Source organism: Rhodococcus sp. NPDC076796, from assembly GCF_040702765.1.
GTDB lineage: Bacteria > Actinomycetota > Actinomycetes > Mycobacteriales > Mycobacteriaceae > Rhodococcoides.
Map to the genome: position 1 here is coordinate 191,980 of NZ_JBFBMS010000004.1, position 21,635 is coordinate 213,614.

Consider the following 21,635-nt stretch of genomic DNA (forward strand, 5'->3'; position numbering starts at 1 on the left):
GGAACCAGCATCTGGTGTCAGTATCGGGCCCGCGCGCCGGAAAGCAAGCCCGAAACGTCCCCGCGGGGACGCGTCGCGCATCGTGGGGACGTTTCTGTCGGTGCCTCGTCGTACATTTCTCGAACATGCATTCGATGAATGGGGGCGTTCATGATGGACATGAAGGATATCGAGACCGAAATCTGTGCTCTGGCAGGTCAGATTGCTGCGGCGTCGGCGCAGTATCTGATTCTGGTAGGTGAGTTCGATGCTCGACGCGGATGGGCGGCCTGGGAAGTGCGGTCCTGTGCGCACTGGTTGTCCTGGCGTGCGGGAGTCGATCTGCACACCGCTCGTGAGCAGGTGCGGGTGGCCAAAGCCATGCGAGAGTTGCCGCTGATCACCTCGGCGTACCTGAGCGGCACGATCTCGTACTCGAAGGTGCGTGCCATGACTCGGGTGGCCACGGCCGAGAACGAGGCGTCGCTGCTGCAGAAGGCGCTCGATGCACCCGCTGCGCACATCGAACGTCTCTGCCGTGGTCTGAAGAAGGCGATGCGTCCGACCAGGGGCAACGGCGTCGACGTCGATCCGTGCACGGGGCGGTGGCGCTGGGACGAGGACGACGGCTCGCTCGTGCTGACGGCACGCTTTCGGCCCGAGGACGGCAAGCGGTTTCTCGCTGCATTGACGAGGGCGGAGTACGAGCGGACCCGAGCCGAGGGCGAATCCGAGGGTGACCGGGCCGCCCCGGCCCCGCCCAACCCGGTGCCGGCGATGATCGCGATGGCCGAGATGGTGTGCGCTGCCGTCGATTCACCGGTCGTCTCACCGGCCGCGGAAGTGCTGGTCCATCTCGGCAACAGCACCGATGCCGGATGCGATCATGCTCATTTCGACGACGGGCCCGGCCTCGACGACGAGACTCTCGCTCAGGTGCTGTGCTCTGCGGTCATGCGGACTGTCGGCCACGGCCGGCTGGGTAAGACCGTGCGGTGGAGTCCAACTGCGAAAGCCCCGAGCCGAACCCAGTTGCGTCAGTTGATCATTCGGGATCGATGCTGCACGGTGCCCGGGTGCGGGCGCACCCGATTTCTGCATGCGCACCACGTCACCTACCGCTCACGTGGCGGTGCTACGTCACTGGACAACCTGGTCCTGCTCTGCGGCGAACACCATCGAGCGTTGCACGACGGCTACTTCTTCATCGAAGCCCTTGGAGATCAACGCTTCTCGTTTCACCATCCATCGGGTACCGAGATCATCCATGCTCCCGCAGTGTCGGGAGACGCAGACGAGATCAGGCGACGATACGACGGGATCGCACCCGACGCCATCGTCCCGAACTGGGGTGGTGAAGGCCTCGACCTCAGCTATGCGACCGATGTCCTGATCACCAATTGGCAGCAGGCTGCATGAAATGGGGTCGTCGAGGGCAAGTTAGTGTGACGACGAGACTCGGACAAGAAGCGGTGGGACATGAGCGTCGACAGATCATTGGGGGACGAAACGCCCTGGCCGGTGGAACGAGCACCGAGCCGGAGCGACGCGACCAGGCCCGAGGACGACCCCTTCTACGCCGCGCCCGGGGGCTACGAAGCAGCTCCACCCGGGACGATACTGAAGGTTCGGCCGGTCGAGGTCGCGATGTTCGGTCGCGTGCGCCAGCGAGTCGACGCGTGGCAGCTGCTCTATCGCACCGCTGATCTCGGTGGTTTTCCCCAGGCCAGCGTCACGACGGTGCTGCGCCCGCGGGACGCCGAGCCGGTACTGCTGTCGTATCAGTGTGCGATCGACGGTGTCGCATCCTCGTGCTTCCCGTCGTACGCGCTTCGGCGTGGTTCGCGGGCGTTCGGTGCGGTACCGCAGTTCGAGTTCCTGCTTGTCCTGCATGCCCTGCGCCGTGGGTGGACCATCTCGATCCCGGATCACGAGGGTCCCGACGGACATTGGGGTTCGCCGCAGGAACCCGGGTTCTGCACGCTCGACGCCGTTCGCGCGGCGCTGTCGTTCGAGCCGCTGGACCTGCATTCGAGCACGCCGGTAGCGCTGTGGGGCTACTCGGGCGGCGGACTCGCGACGTCCTGGGCGGCGGAGATGGCACCGGAATACGCACCGGAGATCGAACTGGTCGGTGCCGCCCTCGGCTCCCCCGTCGGAGATCCTGGTTCGGCGTTCACCAGGCTGAACGCAACGTTCCATTCGGCGCTGCCGACTCTGGTGGTTGCGGGTCTGCGGCGCACCTATCCCGAGCTGGACCGGGTCATCCGCCAGTACGTCAACGAGGACGGAATGCGCATTCTCGATTCCGTCGAGAAGATGACCACCGTCCGCGCTGTCACCCGCCTCGCGCGGCACGATCTGGATCGCTACATCGACGTTCCGTTGGCCGATCTGCTGGCTCTGCCCGAGATCGTGCAGGTGTTCCAGGACATTCAGCCGGGACGAACGGCTCCGACGGCACCGCTGCTGGTCGTTCAGTCGGTGCACGATCAGATCATCGCCGTCGACGACGTGGACGGGCAGGTGGATCGGTACATCGAGGCCGGAGCCCACGTGACCTATCTACGGGATCGGCTGAGCGAACACCTGTCGCTGCACCCGCTCAGTGCGCCGTTGACGCTGGACTGGTTGGCCGATCGATTCGCCGGACTGCCGGTCGAAGAACCGTCGACACGAACGGTGTGGTCCACAGCGTTCTCGCTCTCGGCGGTGCGCGGATTGTTGTCGCTGACCTGGACGACCATCACAGCACTGGTCGTCGGAATCCGGGCGTAGCTACCCTAGGGCCGATGCAACGAACCTGGATACGAATACTCACCGGCACGATCGCCATTCTGGGCATCGTCACCGGGCTCGCTGCTCTGGGCGTCTACTACACCGACACCCGAGTCAATGTCCTGATCGCGCTCGCGTCGTTCGTTCCGTTGATGTTCGCCGCCGTCGTGTTCGGTGCCCTGGTGGCGTTGATCGGTCGGCGCTGGGTTCTGGCGGGAGTGTCCGCGCTCGTGCTTGCTGCAGGCGCATTTGCCTACGCACCGCTCTACGTGGCGGACGCGGCACCCGAGGAGTCGGATGGCGTGCGGTTGCGCGTGATGCAGGCGAATCTGATGATCGGGCTGGCCGATCCAACTGTCGTGGTCGGTCAGGCTCGCGACAGCGCCGTCGATATCGTCACGATTCAGGAATTGACCGACGCGTCGGTGGTCGGCCTCCGCGACGCGGGCATGGAGGAACTCTTCCCCTACAGCTATCTGCAGCCGCACGTGACCGGCGGCGGCGGAGCCGGAATCTACAGCCGACTCCCGATCTCGGGCAACCGTGAACTCGACGGATACGGCCCGGTGAATCTAGCCACCGAGGTCGAGGTTCCCGGTTCCGAGCCGGTCACGCTGCTGGCCGTGCATCCCGGTCCCGCCTACATCACCCCGGCCGACATCTGGACCGCCGAATTGGACACGCTCCGAAACGATTTGGAGGCGGCGTCGGTCAGCGGCCCGGTGATCGTCAGCGGCGACTTCAACACGACGTATTCGCACAAGAAGTTCCGCAACCTGCTCGATGCCGGATACTCCGACGCGGCAGCGCAATTGGGGAAGGGATTGATTCCCACGTATCCCACCGACAAAGGGACACCCGCAGTCGTCGGCATCGACCACATCCTCACCAACACCGGCCACGCTCGGTCTCTGGAGCGAATCGATCTCCCCGGATCGGACCACCACGGGTTGATCGGGGAGATCGAGTTCTCCGCACGCGTCAGCTGACGCGAACTGCCTGCTTTCGAGACTTGCCGCATTGCAGCAGGATTCGGACGGCTGCCGGTGTTCCGTCGAGGGAAGTGACGATGTCGTTGCGCATCTGTGCTGCCGCGCCTGCCACCTTGTCGAGCGATGTCACTGCGGGGTCGAGTGTCGCGGTGATCTCGACGACTCTCTGCCCGCGGTCGGACACCGAACGGCCGGTTGCCGATACGACACCTTCGTGAGTGGCCAGGGACTTCGCGGCGCTTCGGGCAGCGGTGCCCAGGTCGACGCTGAGCCGACCGTCGACATCCGCATCCGCTGTGGAGGCGAAGGCGACGGTGCCGACCGAACGGCGCGGCAGGTGCGCGAGTAGCCACCACAGCCCTAGCAGAACGAGGACGATGGCGGCTGCTCCGAGAGCCCAGGGCCACCAGCCGGCGTCGACGGCGGTGTCGACGAACGCTGCGTCGAGACGTTCGCGGCCGGGAAGTTCTCCGCGCTCCCAGGCGATCGCTCCGCCGCCGAGGGCGATCAGGGCAAGGCCGACGAGGGCGGTGCTGGTTCGGTCGACGGACGCGGTAGCGCGTTTCATGAGGCTTGTCCTGTCGTTCGCACTCGGGTGCGGACCTTCGGAGCCGACGCGAGTGGGCGGAGGGCGTCGTCCACGGAGGTGACAACGGAGGACTTCAGCTCCGAGGTGTCCGTGCCGGAGACGGTGTTCACGGCGACAGTGACCTTCTTGTTGCCGGCTTTGGCGGTCGCGGAATCGACGCCGACGCTGTCGAGAGCGGCGGTGCGGGCAACGGCTGCGACGTCGCCCTTGCGGAGCCAGACGTCCTGCTCGGAGAGGGCGCGGTGGGTGCGTCGGCGTGGACGAATGGCAACGAAGACGAGAATGAACCCGACGACGACTGCGGCGATTCCTCCCGGCAGCATCCACGACTGGGCGGTGAGTCCGTCCAGGTTCGTGGCGGCGGGGCCGACCCACTCGGGGCCGTCGATGGCACCGAGGTTCAGCAGCGCCTCGCGGCCGAGGACCACTCCGGCACCGATGAGGACGAGTGCGAACAGAATTGCGGGTACGGCTGCGGTGGGGTTCGCTACCGGCTTCTTGCTTGCCTTCTCGATCATTGCACTCTCCCTTCTTCATGGGTGGCCTCGGCGGGCACGCACTGGACGGTGACGTCGACTCGGTCGACGGTGTAGGTGCCCAGTTCGGACAGGTCCCGTGCCACAGCGGCGCGAACGTTCGCGGCCACCGTCGCCAGCGGCGAGGGCCAGGTGACCGCCACTGCGACCTGTGCGCGAACGCGGGAGCCGCTGATCGTCACGTCGGCCTTGGGCAGGTCACGCCCACCGAGGACGCGTAGTCCAGGCTGGGGCCCGGCGACCGCGTCGGTGCTGCGGGCAGCCAGGACGGCGAGACGCTCGACGGCCTTGTGCTTGATCTCCAGCGAGCCCCGCTCACCGGGGTCTACTGCGGCTGTCTCAGTCACGACCGCGACCACGCATGATCGAGTTCAGGTCCAGTTCGCCGTCGATGTAGCGGCCGACGAAGAAGCCGAGGCCACCGAGAACGATGGCGATGAGGAAGCCGGTGAAGCCGCCTGCCGCTGCGGCGATGGCCAGCAGAAGTCCCACGAACAAACCGATGGTTGCAGTGGTCATGGTCTTGATCTCCACTCAGAGTTCGAAGTAGTTGCGTCTGGTGACGCGTTTGCGGATGCGAGCGATCCGCTTGGGAAGTGTGCGTAGGGGGGATGGAATCGAGGACGCGCGGAATGCCGTCGGTGCACTCGCTGCGTTGACAGGGGTCGAGGGCAGTACAGCGAATCTTCGATCGACAGCGGCGAGCTCGGCCATGTACCGGGCCGGATCTCCACCGATGTCGGGGTGGTGTTCGCGTGCCACAGCGCGCCGAGCCGCCTTGTACGCGGCGGCTCGGTCGTGCGCTGCATGCTCGTTCACCTGGTCAGACTCGCACAATGTCCTCGACGGTGACGTGCACGGGCCCGTCGACCATCGCCGCAACTGTGCGACGCACGGCATCGGCGGTCTCGCGGACCGCAACCCCGAATTCGAGAGTGACGTGAACCTCGGTTCCGTTCTCCCCGATTCGGATGCCGGCGATCCTGCGTCCGGGTAGGTACGTCGCGGCTTCGCCGAACATGCCGCCGTGCAGCCCGACGACACCGTCGATCGCCAGAACGGCGTCGGCGATGTCCTCGGACCTGTCACGCTCCGTCATGTGCGGATCGGTCACTGCACTCGGGTGGTGGCGGGCTCGGTGGTGGTGTCGTCGTCCTCGGAGCCGTCGTCGAGGAAGATGTCGTGGACGACGATGTTGACCTCGGTGACCTCGAGCCCGGTCATACGCTCGACGGCATTGATGACGTTGCGTCGGATGCCTGCTGCGAGATCTGCGATCGACACTCCGTAGTCGGCGACGATGTCGATGTCGACGGCTGCCTGACGCTCGCCGACCTCGACCGAGACGCCCTGCGACTGGTTGACGCGGGCACCGGGGATGCGCTCGCGGAGGGCACCGATCGCGCGGCTTGCTCCGCCGCCGACTGCATGCACTCCCTGGACCTCACGGGTGGCGATGCCGGCGATCTTGGAGACGACGGTATCGGCAATGGTGGTGCGACCCTGCGAGCTGACGAGCACGGAGTCCGACTTGGTGGTGATGTCGGTCTTGCCTTCGCCTGCTGCCGATACGGTTGCCTTGTTGTCCGTCGTGGAGCTCATTGAATGCCTCTCTTCGTCGTTTGTGTCGTGCAGAGTGTGTGTCAGGAGTTGGTCGTAGGTCGATGACCGAAACGCACGTCCGGATAAAGTGACCTACGTCATAGATTACGTCCGCTGGTAAACCGGTATCGAAGACATGCGTGATCGATGACCGCTACGTGAACTGGGGGCCCGATGGAGTGGGTTGATGCATCGGACCGCGTACTCGTCGGCGCAGCCGCGCTCGGCGAGACGGATGCGTTCGAGGAGATCGTCCGGCGCTACGGCCCGGAGATGTTCCGGTACGCGCGCAACATGCTGTCCGATCAGGGTGCGGCCGAGGAGGTGGTGCAGGACTCCTTCGTCGCAGCGTGGAAGGGTCTGGACAACTTTCGAGGGGACTCGGCGTTGAGGACGTGGCTGTTCTCGCTGGTCTCGCACAAGGTGGTCGATCACCGACGACGGCGTAGCGTGCCTCCTGCGGAGGACTGGGTGTTCGAGCGCAAGAGCACCGGCGCAGGCAGCGATCCGGAAGCGGACGTCGAGGCCGACAGCTTCATGGCCGAGCTCGGAGTCGCACTGGCCGAATTGCCCTACCGTCAGCGAGCCTGCTGGCTGCTCCGCGAGGTCGAGGGCCTGACTCACCCCGAGATCGGCGCGATCATGACGTTGTCCGCAGGAGCGGTACGCGGTCAGTTGACCAGAGCACGAGCAACATTGAGCGAAAGGTTGGCAACATGGCGAACCCAGTAGAGCCGGATTCGGTTCTCGCGCGTGCTGCCACCGAACTTCGGGACGCACCGCAGGAACCCAATTGGGTGGACATCAGCTCGTCCATCATCGCGAAGGTACGCAACACCACTCGGCGTACGTGGCCCATCGACAGCGCCTTCCCTCCCGGTTCAGAAGCCGGGACCGGTGACACGCTGAAGATCAGCGACCACATCGTCAAGACGACGCTTCGGCGCGCCCTCGCGGGCGTTCACGGCGCACAACCGACCGAGATCGACCTCCACCTCGACGACCATGCCTGCATCGGCCTGTTCATAGCGGTGATCGGGGTGTACGGCGTCGATCTGCAGGCCGCGGGCGACGAGCTCGCGCGTATCGCGATCGATGTCGTGACGGATCTGCTGGGTGCCACCCTCGATCGCGACGTCGTCGAGGTCCGCGTCGACGACATCGAAGAGCGGTAGGCGTAAATATTGCGTCATAGCCGCTGGTTGGCGGCGTAAGAAAGCGTAAGGAAACCGGCTGTGGCCGGTGGCGGGATTCAGGATCGAGCAATGACCGAATTGCTCTGTCTCGCGGTGGCCGCGTTCGTCGCGGTGTACCTGTTCGTCGCTCTCCTCGACCCGGAGAGGTTCTGACGCCGCCATGAATCCTGCTCTTCTTGCCGGTCTCCAGATCGGTGTGGTGATCGTCGTCCTGGCTGCGGCGTACGTGCCGCTCGGCGACTACATGGCCCGTGTCTACACGCGCACTCGGGATTCGAGTGTCGAACGAGTTCTGTATCGCATCGCGAGAGTCGATCCGGACTCCGAACAGACCTGGGTCGGGTACTCCACCAGCGTTGTCGGCTTCTCGGTGGTCGGTGTCGTGTTCCTCTTCCTGCTGCAACGTGTCCAAGGGGTGTTGCCGCTCGACGGCGGACTGTCCGGCGTGAGCCCGGCGATGGCGTTCAACACTGCGGCGTCGTTCGTCACCAATACGAACTGGCAGTCGTACACGCCCGAGACCACCATGTCGAACCTGACGCAGCCGTTGGGATTGGCAGTGCAGAACTTCCTCTCTGCTGCAGTCGGTATCGCGGTGGCGATCGCGGTCGTCAGAGGATTCGTCCGGGTTTCCACCGGCGGTGAACTGGGGAACTTCTGGGTGGATCTGATCCGCGGAACGCTACGAATTCTGTTGCCGCTCTCGCTGCTGGTGGCGGTAATTCTGCTCACCCAGGGCGTTGTGATGTCGTTCTCCACGGGCTTCGCTTCCACCGGTCTGGACGGGCAGGCGGTGACCAATGCGCTTGCACCCGTTGCCTCTCAGGAGGCGATCAAGGAGATCGGCACCAACGGCGGCGGCATTCTCGGAGCCAATTCTGCCCATCCGTTCGAGAATCCGACGCCGCTGTCCAACATCGTCGAGATCATTTCGTTGCTGCTGATCCCGGTGGCACTCACCCGCACCTTCGGCACCATGATCGGCAACCGCAAGCAGGGGCTGACGCTGCTTGCAGTGATGGCCACCCTGTGGGGCACGCTGCTAGCGGTCACGCTGTTCGCGGAGTCGGGCACCCGAGGCGTCGCAGCAACGGCTGCAGGCGCGATGATGGAAGGCAAGGAAGTCCGCTTCGGTATCCCGGCATCGGCATTGTTCGCCGTCTCCACCACCGGAACGTCCACCGGCGCAGTCAATTCCGCACACGACAGCATGTCTGCGCTCGGTGGCGGGACAGTTCTGCTGAACATGTTGTTCGGGGAGATCGCACCGGGTGGCGTCGGAACCGGTCTGTACGGGTTGCTGGTGTTGGCTGTGATCGCCGTCTTCGTCGGCGGGCTCCTCGTCGGCCGGACCCCGGAATTCCTCGGCAAGAAACTGGGTCGACGCGCGATCACGATGGCCGCACTGTCGGTGCTGGTGATGCCGATCCTCGTTCTCGTCGGCACGTCCATCACCGTGATTCTCGAATCCACCACGAGCTACCAGGGCAATCCCGGCATCCACGGATTCACCGAGGTGCTCTACGCCTACGCGTCGGCGTCCAACAACAACGGCAGTGCCTTCGGCGGTCTGACGGTGACCAGCGACTGGTTCCAGATATCGCTCGGTATCGCGATGCTGCTGGGCCGTTTCCTGCCGATCGTCTTCGTGCTGGCGCTGGCGGGCTCGCTGGCGACGACCAAACGCAGCGCACCCAACGCAGGCACCCTCCCCACCGACGGGCCGTTGTTCGGCACTCTGCTGATCGGCACCGCGATTCTCGTCGCCGCTCTCACCTTCTTCCCCGCACTTGCTCTCGGACCCATAGCAGAGGCCATGCAATGAAACTCTCTCTCGCAACTGCGCTTCCGGGCGCATTCCGCAAACTCGATCCGCGCCACCTGGCTCGTAACCCCGTGATGTTCGTCGTGTTTCTCGGTTCCATCGTCACCACGGTGCTGTCGATCGCCAATCCGTCCGTGTTCGCGTGGTTCGTGACGGGATGGCTCTGGTTCACGGTTCTCTTCGCCAACCTGGCCGAGTCCGTCGCCGAAGGGCGCGGCAAGGCGCAGGCAGCCAGCTTGCGGAAAGTGAAGCAGGACAGCGTTGCTCGACGACGCACTCCCTCCGGTGCCGAGTTCGTCATCACCGAGGTGGCCGGTGCGGACTTGAAGGTCGGTGACGAGGTGGTCGTCTCGGCCGGTGAGGTCATCCCCGGCGACGGAGACGTCATCGAGGGAATTGCCAGCGTCGACGAATCGGCGATCACCGGCGAGTCGGCACCCGTGGTCCGCGAGTCGGGTGGCGACCGATCTGCGGTCACCGGCGGCACCATCGTGCTCTCCGACGAGATCGTCGTGAAAATCACTGCAGCACAGGGTGAGACGTTCGTCGATCGGATGATCGCACTCGTCGAGGGCGCGGCACGGCAGAAGACGCCGAACGAGATCGCCCTGAACATCCTGCTCGCCTCGCTGACGATCGTGTTCCTCTTCGCGGTGGTCGCCATCGGGCCGATGTCGAACTATGCAGGACAGCAACAGGATCCGATTCAACTGATCGCGTTGCTGGTCTGCCTGATCCCCACCACCATCGGCGCGCTGCTCTCCGCGATCGGCATCGCGGGCATGGACCGGCTGGTGCAGCGCAACGTGCTGGCGATGTCCGGACGAGCCGTGGAGGCAGCAGGCGACATCGACACGTTGCTGATGGACAAGACCGGAACCATCACCTTCGGAAATCGTCGCGCAACCGGGCTGCATCCGGCGACGGGCATCGATGCGGTCGAGCTGGCGCGCGCTGCTCGGCTGTCCTCATTGGCCGACGGTACTCCCGAAGGACGCAGCATCGTCGAACTGGTCGAGCGTGACTTCGAATCAGTAACGGCAGAGGGCGAATCCGAGCGCGGTGAGTTCGTGGCCTTCACGGCGCACACTCGGATGAGCGGGCTGGACCTACCGGGCATGGAGATCCGCAAGGGTGCAGCAGATTCGGTGTACGGCTGGATTCGTGAGGGCGGCGGTACGGCCGATCTGGACGCCACTGTGCACGACATCGCGCAGAACGGCGGTACCCCGCTGGTAGTGGCCGTACGTGAAACCGGAAGTGCTGCGCGGGCTCTCGGCGTCGTGGAACTCTCCGACGTGGTCAAGCCGGGCATCGCCGAGCGGTTCGCTCAACTGCGCGCCATGGGAATCAGGACGGTGATGGTCACCGGCGACAATCCGCTCACCGCGAAGGCCATCGCCGCCGAGGCCGGGGTGGACGACTATCTGGCCGAGGCGACTCCGGAGGACAAGCTCACGCTCATTCGGCAGGAGCAGGAGGGCGGTAGGCTGGTTGCGATGACCGGCGACGGCACCAACGACGCCCCCGCTCTCGCGCAGGCCGACGTCGGTGTCGCGATGAACACCGGCACCTCTGCCGCCAAGGAAGCCGGCAACATGGTCGATCTCGATTCCGACCCCACCAAGTTGATCGAGATCGTCGAGATCGGCAAGCAACTCCTCATCACCCGCGGCGCGCTGACGACCTTCTCGCTGGCCAACGACCTGGCGAAGTACTTCGCGATTCTGCCGGCGATGTTCTCTACCGTGTACCCGCAGCTCGGTGGGCTCAACATCATGCATCTGGCCACGCCGGAATCGGCGATCCTGTCGGCGGTGATCTTCAATGCGCTGGTGATCGTCGCACTGATCCCGTTGGCGCTCAAAGGTGTTCGATACACCCCGGCATCGGCCGCCGCTTTGCTGCGGCGCAACCTGCTGGTCTACGGCGTCGGCGGCGTCATCAGCCCGTTCGTCGGGATCTGGCTCATCGACCTACTCGTTCGTCACATTCCAGGGATAGGCTGACCATGCGTTTCGTACAGGGATTTCTTCGACAGCTCGTGGCCGGCTTCGCAGTGCTGCTGGCATTGACCGTCATTCTCGGCATCGGCTACCCGGCCGTGGTCTGGGGCATCAGCCGCATCGGCGCCGACTCCGCCGAGGGTTCGCCGCTGCGTGACGCGCAGGGCTGCGTCGTCGGAAGCTCGCTGATCGGCGTCGATCCGCAGGTCGCTCCGGGAGAGCCCGATCCGTACTTCCACACCCGCGTCACCGGCTCGGTGTCGGACGACGACGCCTTCGCTCCAGGAGATCCCGCCGCGGCGCTGCCGACCAACCAGGGGCCGTCGAGTGAGGTTCTCGCGTCGTTCATCGAGCAGCGTCGGGCTGCGATTGCCGAGCGCGAAAGCGTCGACCCCTCCGCTGTTCCCCCGGACGCAGTGACCGGCTCCGGTTCGGGAGTCGACCCCGCGATCAGTCCGGAGTACGCCGCGCTGCAGGTACCGCGGGTCGCCGAGGTCAACGGGATGAGTGTCGGCGACGTCGAGGCTTTGGTCGCCGAGTACACCGCCGGACCGCAGTACGGTGTTCTCGGGGCGAAGGCGGTCAACGTGCCGGAGCTCAATGTGGCGCTGGGCTTGACCAGCCCCTGCAGCTGAGACAGGAGAAGGCCCGTGCCGGACCGAGGTGAACTGCGCATCTATCTGGGCGCTGCGCCGGGAGTCGGCAAGACATTTGCGATGCTCGGAGAGGCACACCGGCGCCAGGATCGGGGCTGTGATGTCGTTGCTGCCCTGGTCGAGACCCACGGCCGAGAACGGACGATCGCTGCGCTCGACGGGATCGAGGTGGTGCCACCTCGTCTCGTCGAGTACCGCGGTTCGCAGACGGAGGAGCTCGATCTCGACGCGGTGCTGGCGCGGCGGCCTCAGGTGGTGCTCGTCGACGAATTGGCACACACCAATACGCCGGGAGGTGTGCACGGTAAGCGGTGGGAGGACGTCGAGGACCTGTTGAACGCGGGCATCAGTGTCATCTCGACGCTCAATGTGCAGCACCTCGAATCGTTGAACGACGTGGTGCACCAGATCACCGGGGTACCGCAGCGGGAGACGGTACCGGACAGTGTGGTTCGCGGTGCCGACCAGGTCGAGCTGGTCGACATCACCCCCGAGGCGCTGCGCAGCAGATTGCGGCACGGGAATGTCTACGCCGCCGAGAAGGTGGATGCGGCACTGAGCAACTACTTCCGTCGGGGCAATCTCACTGCTCTGCGTGAGTTGGCGTTGCTGTGGATCGCCGATCAGGTCGACGCGGCATTGGTGAAGTACCGCAGGGACAATCGCATCACCGACACGTGGGAGGCCCGCGAGCGAGTGGTGGTGGCGGTGACCGGCGGCCCGGAATCGGAGACCCTGCTTCGCCGAGCGAGTCGCATCGCCTCGAAGTCCAGTGCAGAGCTGATGGTGTTGCACATCGTCCGCGGCGACGGACTGATGGGTGTTTCGGCACCGCAGATGGGTTCGGTGCGCAAGCTCGCCGCCGGCCTCGGTGCCAGCGTGCACAGCGTCGTCGGCGACGACGTGCCGTCGACCCTGCTCGACTTCGCTCGCGGCGTGAATGCAACTCAGTTGGTGATCGGTACCTCGAGACGGTCTCGGGTCGCGCGGATTCTGGACGAGGGCATCGGTGCTGCGGTGGTGCAGAACTCCGGCAAGATCGACGTACACATGGTCACCCACGCCGAGCGGGCGCGGCGCTGGCGACTTCAGGTGGACGCAGGCAGGCGCCGGATTCTCGCGTGGATCGCCGCGGTCGTCGTCCCGTGTCTGGCGGCGGTGGTGCTGAACTGGGTTGGGCCGAACTTCGGTCCGAGCGGGGAGAGCGCACTGTTCTTCATGGTCGTTCTGTGTGTCGCACTGCTGGGAGGTGTTGCGCCTGCGGCACTGTCGGCGCTGATCGCCGGGTTCCTGCTGAACTACTTCTTCACTGCGCCCCTGTACAGCCTCACGATCGCAGAGCCGGAGAACTTCGTCGTCGCCGTCGTCCTGCTGCTCGTCGCCATCGCGGTCGCAGCCTTGGTGGACGCTGCTGCGCGGCGGACTCGGCAAGCTCGACGAGCATCACAGGAGGCCGAGTTACTGACTCTCTTCGCCGGATCCGTCCTTCGGGGAGCAGATCTGACGGCGCTGCTCGAGCGCGCCCGTGAAACCTACAGCCAGACCGGAGTATCGCTGTGGGACAACGAGTCCGCAAGAATTGTCGGCACCACGGGGGTCGGTGCCCCCACCGACAAGGCCAGTGCTGACACGGAGATCGGCACCGGCGAGTTCACGCTGCTCCTTGCCGGCGACCGAACTCGAGCGCACGATCGAAGAGTGCTCGCGGCCGTAGCCAACCAGGCCGCGGGCATGGTTCGGCAGGGCCGGCTCGCCGAGGAAGCCAGCCGCGCCAACGCTCTCGCCGAGGCCGACGCGCTGCGTCGAGCATTGCTCTCGGCCGTCAGCCACGATTTACGGACGCCACTGTCTGCGGTGAAAGCGGCGTCCTCGTCCTTGCGCAGCACCGACGTTCAGTTCTCGGCCGAGGACACCGAGGAATTGCTGGCCACCATCGACGAGTCGGCCGATCAGTTGACGGCTCTGGTGAGCAATCTGCTCGATTCCTCGCGGCTGCAGGCAGGCGTCGTGCAGCCGAGCCTGCGTCCGGTGTTCGTCGACGACGTACTGCGCGGCGCGCTCATCGGTGTCGACGACACGGCGGCCGACGACCGGCTGCGCGTCGACGTCGGTGACGTGGAGGTGCTGGCAGACCCGGGCCTGCTCGAACGGGTGCTCGCGAATCTGGTGAACAACAGTGCCCGATACGCCCCTGTCGGCGACATCACGGTCAGTGCCGCCGCGCACGGTGAGTGGGCGAGTATCTCCGTTGCCGACCACGGACCCGGCATCGCCGAGGGTGCCGAGGAGACGATGTTCGACGCGTTCCAACGCCTCGGTGATCGGGACAACTCGGTGGGCGTCGGGCTCGGATTGTCGGTGGTGCGAGGATTCGTTCGTGCGATGGGCGGTACCGTCACGGCATCGAACACAGTCGGCGGCGGGCTGACGATGACGGTCGAGTTGAAGGCAGTCGAGTCGAAGGCGGGGAGCAGGTGAAGGTGCGGGTGCTCGTCGTCGACGACGAGCCGCAGATCGTGCGGGCACTGCGGATCAATCTGAACGTGCGTGGGTTCGAGGTGGTCAGCGCGGCGAGCGGCGGTGAGGCGCTGCGGGTGGCCGCGAACTTCCACCCGGACATCGTGATTCTCGATCTCGGCCTGCCCGACATCGACGGAATCGACGTCATCGCCGGTCTGCGCGGCTGGACCGACGTACCGATCCTGGTGCTGTCGGCGCGCACCGATTCCGCCGATACCGTCGAAGCACTCGACGCCGGTGCCGACGACTTCGTCACCAAGCCCTTCGGCATGGACGAGCTGCTGGCCCGATTGCGCGCCGCACTACGCCGCGGACCGCACTCCGTCGCCGACCCCGTTGTCGTCACCGAGGACTTCACGGTCGACCTGGCTACCAAAACCGTCGTGCGAGATGGCGTGAGCGTGCACCTGACCCGCACCGAGTGGGGTGTGCTCGAACTGCTGGTGCGCAACGAGGGCAAGCTGGTGTCGCAGAAGGACATACTGCGCACCGTCTGGGGACCCGGCCACGAGCGGGAAACGCATTATCTGCGAATCTATCTCGGCCAACTGCGACAGAAACTCGAACGCGACCCGGCCTCCCCGGTGCACCTCATCACCGAAACGGGTATGGGCTACCGATTCGTACCCTGAGCACTACCCGCGCTCGCACCTATCCACCGAGTACCTCGCCCTCGCGGCGGGGGTCGGCTCCACCGATCCAGCCGCCGTCGGTGCGCTGTAACGCGCTCAGTCCACTGGACTGGTCTGCGACCGACACCTGATGGCCCATCTCGCGGAGCTGCGCGACCACCGGATCGTCCTCGCCCGAGACGTTCGGGTGTTCACCGCCGTAGTTGGTCGACGGTGTGTTGGCCGCACCGAAGTCGACCATCGACACCGCCTGCTGAGGATCCATGCCCCAATCGAGAAGTCCCACCAGTGTTTTGACGACGAACTGGATGATCACCGAGCCGCCGGGAGAGCCGGCCACCAGTGCCAGATCGCCGCGTGCGCCGTCGTCGCCGCGGTCGAAGACCAGCGTCGGGGCCATCGAGCTACGCGGACGCTTCCCCGGCTCGACGCGATTGGCCACCGGCGTACCGTCCTCGGCCACCGGTGATGCAGAGAAGTCGGTGAGCTGATTGTTGAGCAGGAAGCCGTCGACCATGTGGAACGAGCCGAAGGCCGACTCGACGGTCGTCGTCATCGAGGCCGCGTTGCCTTGGCTGTCGACGACGGAAATGTGGCTGGTGCCGTACTCGGGATCGGTGGACGAGGCGAACTGCACCGGGCCGAAGTCGCCGGGCTGCGCTGTGCCCATCGACTTGCTCTCGTCGATCAGTCCTGCTCGCTCGCTGAGGTATTCGGGATCGAGCAGCGCATCGGGCGACCCGCCGGGCAGGGGGACGAAGTCCGGATCGGCGACGTACTTGTCACGATCGGCGTAGGCCAGGCGCTCGGCCTCGGCGATCAGGTGCACACCCTCGGCCGTCGGGGTTCCGCCGTTGGCGTCCATTCCCGTCGGCGCGTATTGCGTCAGATCGAAGTTCGACAGGATCCCCATCGCCGACGCCACTGCGATACCGCCCGAGGACGGGCCGGGCATACCGCAGATGTCGTGGTCGCGGTACTCGGTGCATACGGCCGTGCGGGTCTTGGGCTCGTACGCGGCGAGATCCTCCAGCGTGATCTGTCCGGGGGTTCGGCCCGCGGTGGTGTCGGCGGTCGCATCGACGATGGCCTGCGCGATATCACCGGTGTAGAAGGCGTCTGCACCGTCGGTTGCGATGGCGGAGAGCGTCTTCGACATCGCCGGGTTGTTCAGAACCGTCCCGGCCGGCTTGCCGGTGCCGTCCGGCTGCAGAAAGTACTCTTTGGACGCGGGGTCGAGGGCGAGCTTGGGTGCCGAGTCGGCAATGGACGACGCCATGCGCGGGCTGATCTCGATTCCGTTGTCGGCGAGGTCGATTGCGGGCTGGAAGAGCTCACCCCACTGCTTCGTGCCGTGATCGTCGTGGGCCTGCTCGAGCATGCGCAGCACTCCCGGAACGCCGATCGACCGCCCACTCGAACGGGCATCGGGTTGCGGCAGAGTGCGATTCACGTCGTCGATGTACCGCAGGTAGTCGCCGGTCGCGCTCATCGGGGCGGTCTCGCGGCCGTCGTAGCTCTGTACTTCGCCGGTGGCTGCGTCGTAGTACATCAGGAAGGCCCCGCCGCCGATGCCCGAGGACTGGGGCTCGACGAGGCCGAGCACCGTCTGCGCCACGATCAGTGCGTCGGCCGCGGTGCCGCCGTCGCGCAGAACCGCGCACGCGGCCTCGGTGGAGACCGGGTTGGCCGTCGAGACCGAGTACGAGGCCGTCTCCACCGGGGTCATGTTCGATCGATACCCGGTCGCCACTTCGGGATTGGTGGAGATGTCGCCCGAACTCGCGCTCGGCGTCGCTCCTACCGGGGTGCCGCCACTGGCACCGAGGACGCAGCTGTTCTCGGCCGCGGAGTCGGGATCGGTGCTCTCGCCGCTACTGCACGCGGCGAGCGGCACCAGCAGGAGGGCACAGGCAAGGGCGGTCGAGCGGAGTGGGCGCGTTGCAGACACCGCCCGACGCTAACACCCGGCTCACTTGCCGGCACGGGTCTCGGCAGATTCGAGCAGCCAGTGTGCGACGGGCGCAGGTCTACCGAACAGAAAGCCCTGCGCGAAGCGGCATTCGAGTGCCTCGATGATCGCGGCCTGCTCCTCGGTCTCGACGCCCTCGGCCACCGTCGCCACCGGCAGCGCCGATGCCATGGCGACGATCGCGCGAATCAGCTGAGTGTCGGACTCCGAACTGCCGATCTCGTGAACGAAGGATTTGTCGATCTTGAGCAGTGCGATCGGCATCGCGCGCAGCCTGCTCAGCGAGGAATAGCCGATACCGAAGTCGTCGAGAACGATGAGCACACCCATCGCGGCGAGTCGATCGAGAACGCTTTTCGCCGTGCCCATGTCGTCGATCAGGACGCTCTCGGTGATCTCGAGTGCCAGATCTGCTCCCTCGAGGCCGTATGTGTCGAGCAGTCGCCCGACGATGACCGGCAACGAATCGTCTCGCAATTGCATCGGAGACACGTTCACCGACATGGTGACGTTCTGCCCGTTGGAACGCAGTGTCACCAGATCGGAGATCGCGGTGCGCAGCACCCACTCGCCGATTTCCTTGATGAGATTGGTCGATTCGGCAATCGGGATGAACTCGTTGGGGGTACGCACACGGCCCTGCCAGTTCCAGCGCACGAGTGCCTCGTAGACGACGGTGGCGCGCGAGGCGGTCGCGATGATCGGCTGGTAGTACACCTCGAGTTCGCCGCGTCTGATCGCGCCGCGCAATGCGGTGGCGGTCTCGATCGCGGACGTCGCTCGCGCACGCAGGGACTCGTCGAAGAACGCGTAGCGCGCCGCGCCGAGAGATTTGGCGTGATACATCGCGGTGTCGGCCTCGCGGATGGCGTCGTGCAATCGGTCCGCGTCTGCGATCCCCACCGAGGCCGTGACGTATGCCGTCGCCGCGCTCAGGGGGAACGGTTCGTTCGTCCGATCGATGATGCGGCGGGCCAACGCTTCTGCTCCGCGCCGATCACGGCGGGTCAGTACGACGAACTCGTCGCCGGCGTACCGAACAACGGTGTCGGCGGCACCGACTGCGGCGCGGATGCGTCTCGCTGCGGCCACGATGAGTTCGTCCCCGACGCGGTGGCCGTACGAGTCGTTGACCATCTTGAAGTTGTCGAGGTCGACGAACAGGACGCATGTGCGTCCCGGAGTCTGCGTGCGCTCGAGCCGAGTGAATTCCTCGTCGAGCATCGTGCGGTTGGGTAGGCCGGTCAACAGATCGTGAGCGGCCAGGTACTTGGCGTGCTCTTCGCCGACCTGCACTCGGGTCAGCGCGCGCTCGCCGCGCAGGAATGCGCCCACCAGGATCGATGCGAGCAACAGGGACCGAACGATCAGATCTCCGGTGGACACGGCCGAACCCAGCAGCGGCACCGTGGCGCAGACGACCAGCAGCGTCACCACGAACACGACGCGGCGGCTGCTGTGTGCCGGGGCAGGAGTCTGCCGCTGCGAGACGGTGCGCATCGACGGATCGAGGGCGGCCATCGCCAGGGAGAGATACGCGAACAGGTAGATGCCGTCGAGCAATCCCGAGGACGGCGCGTCGTCGGTGGTGGCCGCGAAGGCGTACGAGATGTCGCCGACGAGTGTCGCGACGAGTGCGATCAGGGCCCACTGCAGCGCAGCGGTGCGGGGCTTGGACGAGAACAACAGGTAGGTGGTCAGGGTGATCAGTGCTGCGTCGATCGCCGGATACAGCCCGTTGACCACCGTCGATGCCGACGAACGGGGCGATTCGAGGGCCGGGGAGATGAACAGCAACCACGACAGGAACAGGGTGCCGAGAAAGATCAGGCCGGCGTCGACCAGTGGAGTGATGTCGTCGATCGACTGCCGGTCTCGGATCCACCGCGAGAGTGCGTAACCGACGAGTGCGTACCCGGTCAGTGTGAACAGATCCGGCAGCAGCGGGAACGAATGATTCAGTGCGGTGGGATCGCTGCGGAGCGAGACCCCGAACATGAACAGCACCGAGGCACCGAACAACGCCCACCAGCATCGAGAGTCGTCGGGACGGTATCTGCGGATCGCGGCGCTGATGGCCAGAACCGAACCGACGGCGACGGTGGCCAGGACACCGGCCCGCACTCCGGCGTCGCCGAGAACGAAGACGGTGCTCGCGACGACGACCACTGCCACCAGACCGGCGGTCCGTTTGGTGTGCATGGCGAAGGGCGCAGCGACCTTCGTATTCATCGAAGGACCTACTTCCTTCTCGCTCGTGGCGTTCGCATGGCTGTTCGCGGCGCCCTCATGGGTGAATATACGTCTTTGCGCAGTGCGTACGGGGCCGAAGTTCGACCTGGCGGTCGGAGAAGTTCAACAGATGTTGCGACGGCACAGTTGCGTCAACCGAGGGTTGACGCACAAGCACCGTCAACCTAGAGTTGACGCATGACGCAACCACTGAAGATGACGAACCCCGTCCGCCTCGACGACCTCATCGACGCCATCGAGAAAGCGCACACCGATGCACTCGATCAACTCTCGGGTGCGGTGATCGCGGCCGATGCCCTCGGTGAGGTCGCCGATCATCTGATCGGACATTTCGTCGATCGGGCCCGTCGTTCCGGGGCGTCCTGGACTGCCATCGGCGCATCCATGGGTGTCAGCAAGCAGGCGGTGCAGAAGCGCTTCGTCGCGAAGGGCGGCGACGATCCCGCCGATCTCGATGCCAGTCAGGGTTTCTCGCGCTTCACCCCGCGGGCCCGCAACGTGGTGGTCGGCGCGCAGAACGAGGCCAGGGCCACTGCCAACGACTGCATCACCACCGGGCATCTGGTTCTCGGTCTGCTCGGTGAACCCGAGGGATTCGCGGCGAAACTACTTGGCGCTCAGGGCCTCACGCCCGATCAGATACGCTCTGCGGTGACGGCGACGCTGCCGGAACCGGCCGACCCCGTACCCGATCTCGTTCCGTTCGATGCCGGTGCCAAGAAGGTGCTGGAACTGACCTTCCGTGAGGCGCTTCGGTTGGGACACAACTACATCGGCACAGAGCACATTCTGCTGGCACTGCTGGAGAACGAGGACGCCACACTCGGCTCGCTCGGTGTTGGCAAGGACGCCGTCGAAGAGGGGCTGGCGGCTGCTCTGGGTAGCTAGGCCTGCTTCTTCGCCACCAGGAACAGCATGCTCATCGACATCAGTGCTGCGAAAAACATCGCGATCACCATGGGGACGGCTGTGGCGTCGCCCCCCAGGCCGACCAGCGGGGAAATGACTGCGGCCAGACCGAACTGAAGGGCGCCGAGCACTGCAGATCCGGTGCCTGCCAGGGCCGGGACCTGCTCGACGGCCAGGGTCGTGGCATTCGCGAAGACGAATCCGAGGCTGGTGACGGTGGCGAAGAGCAGAATCAGCATGGGCCACAGCGTGATTCCGACGACGGTGAGTACCGCCAACGCGCTGGTGGTGGCCATGACGGCGATGACGCCGCAGGCCAGCATGCGGTCCAGGCTCACGCGGTCGGAGAGCTTGGCCGTGACCGCGCTGCCCAGCATCAATCCACCGGCGTTCGCGGCGAACGCGGCGGAGTACTGACCGGCCGACAGGCCGAGCATGTTCTGCAGGACGAAAGGTGATGCGGAGATGTAGGCGAACATGACCGAGAAGCCGAAGGCGTAGCTCAGCGTGTAGCCCAGGTAGCGGCGATTGCGGACGACGCTGCCGATGCCGTCGAGCATCTCGCGCAACCCGCCTGCGCGGCGGTTCTCCGGCGGCAGTGATTCCTGCACGAAGCACACGGCAGCGATCAGCATCAGCGCTGTGAGCGCCGAGATGATCCAGAAGACGCCGCGCCAACCGATGCTGTCGACGACTGCGCCGCCGACCAGCGGTGCGATCACCGGAGCGACGCCGCCGATGATCATCATCACGCCGAACAGTTTCGCTGCAGTGCTGCCCGATGCTCGGTCGGAGATGATGGCCCTCGCGAGCACCACGCCCGCCGCGCCCGCGAAGCCCTGGACGAAGCGGGCTCCGATGAGGAACTCGATGTTGGGGGCCAGTGCCGCAGCAATGCCCGCCACCAAGCAGACCGCCGAACCGACGATGAGCGGACGGCGGCGGCCCCAGTTGTCTGACAGCGGTCCGATCACCAGCTGGCCCAGTGCGAGTCCGATCAGGAACGTCGTCAGAGTGAGCTGGATGTTGCTCGCCGACGTGCCGAGTTCGGTTGCCATCGCCGGAAATCCCGGCAGGTACATATCGGTGGCCAGGGGCGGAATGGCCGTGAGTAGTGCGAGGACGGCGATCAGCACGGTTCCCGGCGGCACGGTATCGCGCCGTTCCGGTGCTGCGGCCGCGTTCGGGGA

22 protein-coding genes are annotated in these 21,635 nt (G+C 65.5%); 12 read left to right on the forward strand and 10 right to left on the reverse strand.

The features are described 5' to 3' along the window. The first annotated feature begins 150 nt into the window (after window positions 1-150). From AB0366_RS14905 to AB0366_RS14915, 3 genes are read left to right on the forward strand one after another with little or no spacing between them, the layout of a single operon-like run. Window positions 151-1,398, forward strand: coding sequence for an HNH endonuclease (locus AB0366_RS14905; RefSeq protein WP_366244596.1), 1,248 nt, complete (start codon window positions 151-153; stop codon window positions 1,396-1,398). A 60-nt stretch (window positions 1,399-1,458) separates the two neighbouring features. After that, window positions 1,459-2,757: a lipase family protein gene (locus AB0366_RS14910; RefSeq protein WP_366244598.1), complete on the forward strand. Its 1,299-nt coding sequence runs from the start codon at window positions 1,459-1,461 to the stop codon at window positions 2,755-2,757. Window positions 2,758-2,771: 14 nt separating this feature from the next. Continuing rightward, window positions 2,772-3,746 (forward strand): endonuclease/exonuclease/phosphatase family protein, encoded by a 975-nt coding sequence (locus AB0366_RS14915; RefSeq protein WP_366244599.1) that lies wholly within the window; start codon window positions 2,772-2,774, stop codon window positions 3,744-3,746. On the opposite strand, the gene AB0366_RS14920 is transcribed toward AB0366_RS14915, so the two are convergent. From AB0366_RS14920 to AB0366_RS14950, 7 genes are read right to left on the reverse strand one after another with little or no spacing between them, the layout of a single operon-like run. Further along, window positions 3,739-4,317, reverse strand: a complete 579-nt coding sequence (locus tag AB0366_RS14920) for a hypothetical protein (protein ID WP_366244600.1) — start codon at window positions 4,315-4,317, stop codon at window positions 3,739-3,741. The two genes, AB0366_RS14915 and AB0366_RS14920, sit on opposite strands and share 8 nt — an antisense overlap. Then, on the reverse strand, window positions 4,314-4,856 hold the full coding sequence (locus AB0366_RS14925) for a DUF6286 domain-containing protein (RefSeq protein ID WP_366244601.1): 543 nt from the start codon (window positions 4,854-4,856) through the stop codon (window positions 4,314-4,316). Before AB0366_RS14925 ends, AB0366_RS14920 begins: the two co-directional genes overlap by 4 nt. After that, window positions 4,853-5,221 (reverse strand): Asp23/Gls24 family envelope stress response protein, encoded by a 369-nt coding sequence (locus tag AB0366_RS14930; protein ID WP_183130307.1) that lies wholly within the window; start codon window positions 5,219-5,221, stop codon window positions 4,853-4,855. Before AB0366_RS14930 ends, AB0366_RS14925 begins: the two co-directional genes overlap by 4 nt. Next, on the reverse strand, window positions 5,214-5,393 hold the full coding sequence (locus AB0366_RS14935; protein WP_027495126.1) for a hypothetical protein: 180 nt from the start codon (window positions 5,391-5,393) through the stop codon (window positions 5,214-5,216). The genes AB0366_RS14930 and AB0366_RS14935 overlap by 8 nt, the downstream gene beginning before the upstream one ends. A gap of 15 nt (window positions 5,394-5,408) precedes the next feature. Then, window positions 5,409-5,693, reverse strand: coding sequence for a hypothetical protein (locus tag AB0366_RS14940; protein WP_128646075.1), 285 nt, complete (start codon window positions 5,691-5,693; stop codon window positions 5,409-5,411). A gap of 4 nt (window positions 5,694-5,697) precedes the next feature. Beyond that, entirely contained in the window at window positions 5,698-5,973 is a 276-nt protein-coding gene (locus tag AB0366_RS14945; protein WP_121872801.1) for an Asp23/Gls24 family envelope stress response protein, read from the reverse strand. Between the two features lie 11 nt (window positions 5,974-5,984). Then, complete coding sequence (locus AB0366_RS14950) at window positions 5,985-6,476, reverse strand: Asp23/Gls24 family envelope stress response protein (protein WP_121871523.1); 492 nt, start codon at window positions 6,474-6,476, stop codon at window positions 5,985-5,987. 174 nt (window positions 6,477-6,650) lie between these two features. On the opposite strand from AB0366_RS14950, the gene AB0366_RS14955 reads away from it, so the two are divergent. From AB0366_RS14955 to AB0366_RS14990, 8 genes are read left to right on the forward strand one after another with little or no spacing between them, the layout of a single operon-like run. Beyond that, complete coding sequence (locus AB0366_RS14955) at window positions 6,651-7,208, forward strand: sigma-70 family RNA polymerase sigma factor (RefSeq protein WP_121871522.1); 558 nt, start codon at window positions 6,651-6,653, stop codon at window positions 7,206-7,208. After that, the gene (locus AB0366_RS14960) at window positions 7,193-7,651 is read left to right on the forward strand and encodes a hypothetical protein (RefSeq protein WP_121871521.1); all 459 of its coding nucleotides are present in this window, start codon (window positions 7,193-7,195) and stop codon (window positions 7,649-7,651) included. The genes AB0366_RS14955 and AB0366_RS14960 overlap by 16 nt, the downstream gene beginning before the upstream one ends. Before the next feature lie 60 nt (window positions 7,652-7,711). Beyond that, entirely contained in the window at window positions 7,712-7,825 is a 114-nt protein-coding gene (locus AB0366_RS14965; protein ID WP_259468091.1) for a potassium-transporting ATPase subunit F, read from the forward strand. 7 nt (window positions 7,826-7,832) lie between these two features. Further along, window positions 7,833-9,497, forward strand: coding sequence for a potassium-transporting ATPase subunit KdpA (gene kdpA / locus AB0366_RS14970; protein WP_366244603.1), 1,665 nt, complete (start codon window positions 7,833-7,835; stop codon window positions 9,495-9,497). Then, window positions 9,494-11,506 (forward strand): potassium-transporting ATPase subunit KdpB, encoded by a 2,013-nt coding sequence (gene kdpB / locus AB0366_RS14975; RefSeq protein WP_366244605.1) that lies wholly within the window; start codon window positions 9,494-9,496, stop codon window positions 11,504-11,506. The genes kdpA and kdpB overlap by 4 nt, the downstream gene beginning before the upstream one ends. A gap of 2 nt (window positions 11,507-11,508) precedes the next feature. Then, window positions 11,509-12,138 (forward strand): potassium-transporting ATPase subunit C, encoded by a 630-nt coding sequence (locus tag AB0366_RS14980; RefSeq protein ID WP_121871517.1) that lies wholly within the window; start codon window positions 11,509-11,511, stop codon window positions 12,136-12,138. Between the two features lie 15 nt (window positions 12,139-12,153). After that, window positions 12,154-14,637: a sensor histidine kinase KdpD gene (locus AB0366_RS14985; protein ID WP_366244606.1), complete on the forward strand. Its 2,484-nt coding sequence runs from the start codon at window positions 12,154-12,156 to the stop codon at window positions 14,635-14,637. Further along, window positions 14,634-15,311: a response regulator gene (locus tag AB0366_RS14990; protein WP_094611502.1), complete on the forward strand. Its 678-nt coding sequence runs from the start codon at window positions 14,634-14,636 to the stop codon at window positions 15,309-15,311. The genes AB0366_RS14985 and AB0366_RS14990 overlap by 4 nt, the downstream gene beginning before the upstream one ends. A gap of 19 nt (window positions 15,312-15,330) precedes the next feature. Here AB0366_RS14990 and ggt read toward each other — a convergent pair whose 3' ends face one another. Beyond that, complete coding sequence (gene ggt, locus AB0366_RS14995; RefSeq protein WP_366244608.1) at window positions 15,331-17,262, reverse strand: gamma-glutamyltransferase; 1,932 nt, start codon at window positions 17,260-17,262, stop codon at window positions 15,331-15,333. A 21-nt stretch (window positions 17,263-17,283) separates the two neighbouring features. Continuing rightward, window positions 17,284-19,515 carry an EAL domain-containing protein gene (locus tag AB0366_RS15000; RefSeq protein ID WP_366244609.1) on the reverse strand — a complete coding sequence of 744 codons (2,232 nt, stop codon included), beginning with the start codon at window positions 19,513-19,515 and terminating at the stop codon, window positions 17,284-17,286. A 198-nt stretch (window positions 19,516-19,713) separates the two neighbouring features. Between AB0366_RS15000 and AB0366_RS15005 the strand changes: the two genes are divergently transcribed. Next, window positions 19,714-20,424, forward strand: coding sequence for a Clp protease N-terminal domain-containing protein (locus tag AB0366_RS15005; protein WP_366244610.1), 711 nt, complete (start codon window positions 19,714-19,716; stop codon window positions 20,422-20,424). Here AB0366_RS15005 and AB0366_RS15010 read toward each other — a convergent pair. After that, window positions 20,421-21,578, reverse strand: coding sequence for a multidrug effflux MFS transporter (locus AB0366_RS15010; RefSeq protein ID WP_366244942.1), 1,158 nt, complete (start codon window positions 21,576-21,578; stop codon window positions 20,421-20,423). The two genes, AB0366_RS15005 and AB0366_RS15010, sit on opposite strands and share 4 nt — an antisense overlap. Window positions 21,579-21,635 lie beyond the last annotated feature (57 nt).

Coding starts and splice junctions, on each gene's coding strand:
- AB0366_RS14920 (WP_366244600.1), bottom strand. CDS start 4,317: ATGAAACGCGCTACCGCGTCCGTCGACCGAACCAGCACCGCCCTCGTC.
- AB0366_RS14960 (WP_121871521.1), top strand. CDS start 7,193: ATGGCGAACCCAGTAGAGCCGGATTCGGTTCTCGCGCGTGCTGCCACC.
- kdpB (WP_366244605.1), top strand. CDS start 9,494: ATGAAACTCTCTCTCGCAACTGCGCTTCCGGGCGCATTCCGCAAACTC.
- AB0366_RS14935 (WP_027495126.1), bottom strand. CDS start 5,393: ATGACCACTGCAACCATCGGTTTGTTCGTGGGACTTCTGCTGGCCATC.
- AB0366_RS14945 (WP_121872801.1), bottom strand. CDS start 5,973: ATGACGGAGCGTGACAGGTCCGAGGACATCGCCGACGCCGTTCTGGCG.
- AB0366_RS14950 (WP_121871523.1), bottom strand. CDS start 6,476: ATGAGCTCCACGACGGACAACAAGGCAACCGTATCGGCAGCAGGCGAA.
- AB0366_RS14910 (WP_366244598.1), top strand. CDS start 1,459: ATGAGCGTCGACAGATCATTGGGGGACGAAACGCCCTGGCCGGTGGAA.
- AB0366_RS15005 (WP_366244610.1), top strand. CDS start 19,714: ATGACGCAACCACTGAAGATGACGAACCCCGTCCGCCTCGACGACCTC.
- AB0366_RS15000 (WP_366244609.1), bottom strand. CDS start 19,515: ATGAATACGAAGGTCGCTGCGCCCTTCGCCATGCACACCAAACGGACC.
- AB0366_RS14955 (WP_121871522.1), top strand. CDS start 6,651: ATGGAGTGGGTTGATGCATCGGACCGCGTACTCGTCGGCGCAGCCGCG.
- AB0366_RS14925 (WP_366244601.1), bottom strand. CDS start 4,856: ATGATCGAGAAGGCAAGCAAGAAGCCGGTAGCGAACCCCACCGCAGCC.
- AB0366_RS14905 (WP_366244596.1), top strand. CDS start 151: ATGATGGACATGAAGGATATCGAGACCGAAATCTGTGCTCTGGCAGGT.
- AB0366_RS14915 (WP_366244599.1), top strand. CDS start 2,772: ATGCAACGAACCTGGATACGAATACTCACCGGCACGATCGCCATTCTG.
- AB0366_RS14980 (WP_121871517.1), top strand. CDS start 11,509: ATGCGTTTCGTACAGGGATTTCTTCGACAGCTCGTGGCCGGCTTCGCA.
- kdpA (WP_366244603.1), top strand. CDS start 7,833: ATGAATCCTGCTCTTCTTGCCGGTCTCCAGATCGGTGTGGTGATCGTC.